General features: G+C 50.2%; 4 protein-coding genes. 3 read left to right on the top strand and 1 reads right to left on the bottom strand.

What is annotated here, in order from left to right:
- Window positions 1-71 precede the first annotated feature (71 nt).
- Entirely contained in the window at window positions 72-1,547 is a 1,476-nt protein-coding gene (locus C7B77_RS24995) for an alpha-amylase (RefSeq protein WP_106311318.1), read from the bottom strand.
- A 190-nt stretch (window positions 1,548-1,737) separates the two neighbouring features.
- On the opposite strand from C7B77_RS24995, the gene C7B77_RS30450 reads away from it, so the two are divergent.
- From C7B77_RS30450 to C7B77_RS24985, 3 genes are all read left to right on the top strand, one after another.
- The gene (locus C7B77_RS30450) at window positions 1,738-1,893 is read left to right on the top strand and encodes a hypothetical protein (RefSeq protein WP_181244025.1); all 156 of its coding nucleotides are present in this window, start codon (window positions 1,738-1,740) and stop codon (window positions 1,891-1,893) included.
- Window positions 1,894-1,982: 89 nt separating this feature from the next.
- Complete coding sequence (locus C7B77_RS24990) at window positions 1,983-2,327, top strand: hypothetical protein (protein WP_106311315.1); 345 nt, start codon at window positions 1,983-1,985, stop codon at window positions 2,325-2,327.
- Window positions 2,328-2,588: 261 nt separating this feature from the next.
- Window positions 2,589-4,139 carry an S-layer homology domain-containing protein gene (locus C7B77_RS24985; RefSeq protein ID WP_106311312.1) on the top strand — a complete coding sequence of 517 codons (1,551 nt, stop codon included), beginning with the start codon at window positions 2,589-2,591 and terminating at the stop codon, window positions 4,137-4,139.
- Window positions 4,140-4,317 lie beyond the last annotated feature (178 nt).

Genomic DNA, 4,317 nt, shown 5'->3' with positions numbered 1-4,317 from the left:
TGCCCATAGGGCGGGGTGGGTAGATCTACGCAGTAACTCAAATAACTTCTGACTTCTGACTGCTACCTTCGTTATTGTTTGACCCAGACTGAGACAGAGCCGCCATTACAGCAGAACTCAGCCCAGCCATCGTCATTGGTGGTAATTGGCTCCTTGACATGTTCGGTAATATCGACGTAGGTAGTATTAGGCTGACCGATTTCCATCCATTTACCGCCATTGGAGCCGTTAGTGAGGACTACAGCCATGCCACCGGGATGCTCGTCATCGCCTAATCTCGTCCAGCCGATGGTGCTGGGATGGTCGAAATAGTCGTGTTGTGCGCCGTAGGCATAGTTTTGACGGGCGTAGAGGAATTTGTCGATTAAGAACCGATGACAGTCCATCCAGATTTCATACTCGTTGCCATCTTTGCCATAATCTTTGTAGTGCGCGCCGTAGTAGTCGCCATAAAAGATGCAGGGGTATCCGGCTTCGCGGAGTAAAATCAAGGCGTAAGCCAGGGGTTTGAACCACGGCTCGACGATCGATTCGAGAGACTGGAGCGGTTGAGAATCGTGATTTTCGACGAGGGTGACAGCGAGTGTGGGCTGTTGTTGCACCAAGGTATTATCGAAAATTGTGGTCAGATCGTAATTTTCTCCGGCTTGACTGGCGACGTGGAAATTGTAGTGCAGCGGTGCGTCAAATAAATGGACGGTACCTTCGGTAGTTTCGATAAAGTGGTGGAGTGCATCGACTTCATAAGACCAATATTCACCAACTGCAAATAGATCGCGTTGGGCATATTGCCGGACGTGCTGCAACCATTCTTGGAAGAAGTCTGCGGAGACGTGTTTGACGGCATCGAACCTAAAGCCATCGATGTCAGTAGTGTCATAACACCATTCGCCCCAATACTTGAGTTCGCCGACAACTTCGGGATTCTCCATATCGAGATCGCAACCCATCAGGTAGTCAAAGTTGCCCTTCTCTTTATCGACATTTTCTTCAAATGACTTACCTTTGAGCAGATAGACTGCCGATTCGCCCTCGTTGTAGGCGTTGTAGTCGATCGCGTCAAAATGCCACCAGTGCCACTCCATGGTTGAATATTTACCAGCGCGTCCGGGGAAGGTAAAGTGCGTCCAGGCTTTGATGGTTTGATATTCGCCAATTGGGGCGTGACGATCGTCCATGTTAAACGGCGTCGCTTCGACATCTTCGGCTTCATCTGCGCCCATTTTGTGATTGAACACGACATCGGCATAGATCCGCATTCCTACTGCTTTAGCAGCTTTGATGGCATTGACGTACTCTTCTTTGGTACCGTATTTCGTTCGCACCGAGCCTTTTTGATCGAACTCGCCCAAATCGAACAAGTCATAGACGCCGTAGCCGACATCCATGCCGCCGCCAGTGCCTTTATAAGCAGGTGGCAACCAGAGGGAAGTGATGCCTGCCTCCACTAGTTCGCTAGATTTTGCTGCCACCTGATTCCACAGGCTACCGTCATCTGGGCTGTACCAGTGAAAGTATTGCATCATTACACCGTTATGGTCAGACATATATTATTGAGCCGAATGGTTAAGTAAGCGACAACCGTAAAAGTATTGTCGTTCTTAATTTTCTCTTTACAAATGTGGGCTTGTCTATCGGGCATTCGAGACATCTGTATCGCTCGGCGATCCCCAATTTTTTCTATCATTTGCAGGATAAAATCTACGATCGAAATCTGTCTAAAGAGGGAGAATATTTTTGAGACGCTCGTTAGCCGACATCGAAATCGGGCGCACTCGATCGATTCGCTACTATTTTTGGACGTTCCCTGACTCGATTTTGACAGATTCGATCGCGATCGAAAAGCTTTCTCGTCACCACTGTTCGACCGATCGAAAGAGTGGTCTGTTATAAATATTGTAGAAATAATACTTCGATCGAACGATTTTTTTGAGGATGCTTACTGTTAAAAATAGAGTGTACACACCTAAACCAATAATAATATGAAACTCAGAGTTACCACTCTAGCTTCTGTTTTAAAACGTAGTGTTCGACAAGTCCTAATTGGCTTGCTGATGACCGTTTCCCTATGGCAGGGGATCGCAATCGGCATGGATAATGCTACTGCTGCACCGATCGTCCTCGATAGCAAAGCTAGCATTGTCGATCGAGTCATCCGAAAAGAAAAGGCTGAAGAACAAAAAGTAGAAGAAGCCCTCAAAGATGGCAATCAATCTGTCAAACAGAGCTTAGATAAAGCCAAAGAGGTCATCGAGCAAGAAGCCGAACAAATCAAAGACACTCCCCAAGACCTTGTTGAGAAAAGTAAAAATCTCTTGGACAAGTAAATTTCGAGCTAACCTACCTGGGTTAGAACGATATATCTCGGGCGAGTGAGATATATAAATTGATGGTGTTGCCGATCGCAGATACTTTCCGTTAGTTCGGAAAGGTCATTGCTTATCTCCGATCTTCCAAGCGGGCAACGCCAATTAAAGTATTGCTTAAAATGCGATTTGACTGTGGTTTTACTTGTTTTTCAAATGTCGGCATCGACTGTAAATTTCTCTCAATAATTCCACCATTACTTGTACCCAAAATCTCCGATCGTGAAATCTAAAAAACAATTCTCCTTCAAAAAATCGATGCCTAAAATGAGCATTCGCCATATTGCTTTGTCGATCGCGCTCATGAGTGCGACGATCGCTGCAACCAGCACCAGTTCCTCCGCTCAACCGACAGCACCTACTGCCAAAGTCGCCCAAACCCAGCTCGCACAGGCACGACTGAGTGACGTCTCCAGTAGCTGGGCAGAACCCTTTATTAGGGCATTAGCCGACAGAAATATTATTGTCGGCTACCCAGATGGTACCTATCGCCCCGACCAACCCATTACGAGGGCAGAATTTGCAGCTTTACTGAATAAAGCTTTCGACCTCCAGCCGATTCGCGAATCTCGCACCTTTCGAGACGTACCCGCAAACTATTGGGCAGCTTCAGTCATCGACAGAGCCTATCGTGCAGGCTTCATTGCTGGCTACCCCAACAATACCTTCGGCCCTACCCGCAATATCCTGCGGATTGAATCGCTAGTCGCTTTCGTCAATGGTAGTCGCTTGCAACCCGATGGTAGCATCGCCAGTCGCGTAGATGAGTTATTTACAGATGCCGGACAGATTCCCAGCTACGGTCGCGATGCGATCGTCGCCGCCACCCAGAAATGTGTCGCAGTCAGCGTCTCCTATGCTACCAATCGCACCTACGATCCCAATCGGATCGCTACGCGGGCAGATGTCGCCGCAACCCTCCATCAAATTTTAGTAGCCGCAGGTAGAATCCCTGCCTTAGCTAGTGACAGCCCCGCGCAACAATACATCATCAACTGTGCCACCGCACCAGTCGCCCTCAGCCCGGAAGAAATCATCAACCGGACGAGCATTGGTACCCCACCCGCGATCGTCGTCGGCAGCCAACGCAAGGCACCTAACGCCCCCGCAGGTGGTATTACTACCCCCACCGCCTTTGGAGCTAACTGGGGCGACATCTTTGTCGGTGCTGGCTATCAAAATAACCTCCCCGTCGCGATCGCCCCTAATGGCGGTACGAGCACCGTCTACGGCGGCGGGATCGGGATCGGCGACTCCCGCAAATTCCTCGGCGTAGAAGCCTCCTACACCTCTGCTGGTGGCAGTTTGGCCGAACGCGGCGGGTTCAACTTCAAGGTTCACAGACAAATCGGCGAAAATCTGGCGATCGCGGGCGGCTGGGAAAACGCGATCCGCAATGGTTACAACGCCAGCAACGATCCGGGTCAGACTTTTTACGGCGTAGTTACAGGTATCTTACCGTTTGGCGAAACTAGCAACCTCACCGCCTCCGTCGGCGCGGGTAACGGTCGGTTCCGCACCTTCAACGATCTGACTCTCAATAACAGCAACCTCAATGTTTTCGGCAGTCTGGGCTTCCGCTTCTCCGAAAATATTGCCGTAGCTGCCGATTACAACGGTCGCAACTTTAGCGTGGGCTTACCCATCAGCGTCCGACTCGGCGACTCCGTTGGTTTACAAGTCACCCCCGCTTGGCTCGACATCGCTGGCGACCAAAATAGTGGCCCCACCAGCCGTTTCGGCATCGGCGGCGGTATCGGCATCAACTTCTAAATAACGGCTCTCGATCTAGATCGAGATCTAGTGGCAGGTGCGGAGATCGACCTAGCCCGCCCTACGGGCACCCCTCCGTTTCGCCAGAGGCGAGGCTATGCCTCCGGCAGACTCCGCCAACGCCACCGCGTAGCGTCTGTAAGGCAGACGCTACTGTGTATACACAAGTTCACTAGAC

The organism is Chamaesiphon polymorphus CCALA 037 (assembly GCF_003003845.1).
Classification (GTDB): domain Bacteria; phylum Cyanobacteriota; class Cyanobacteriia; order Cyanobacteriales; family Chamaesiphonaceae; genus Chamaesiphon; species Chamaesiphon polymorphus.
Note: the sequence above shows the minus strand (reverse complement) of the source record. Positions and strands in the feature narration are given on the sequence as shown.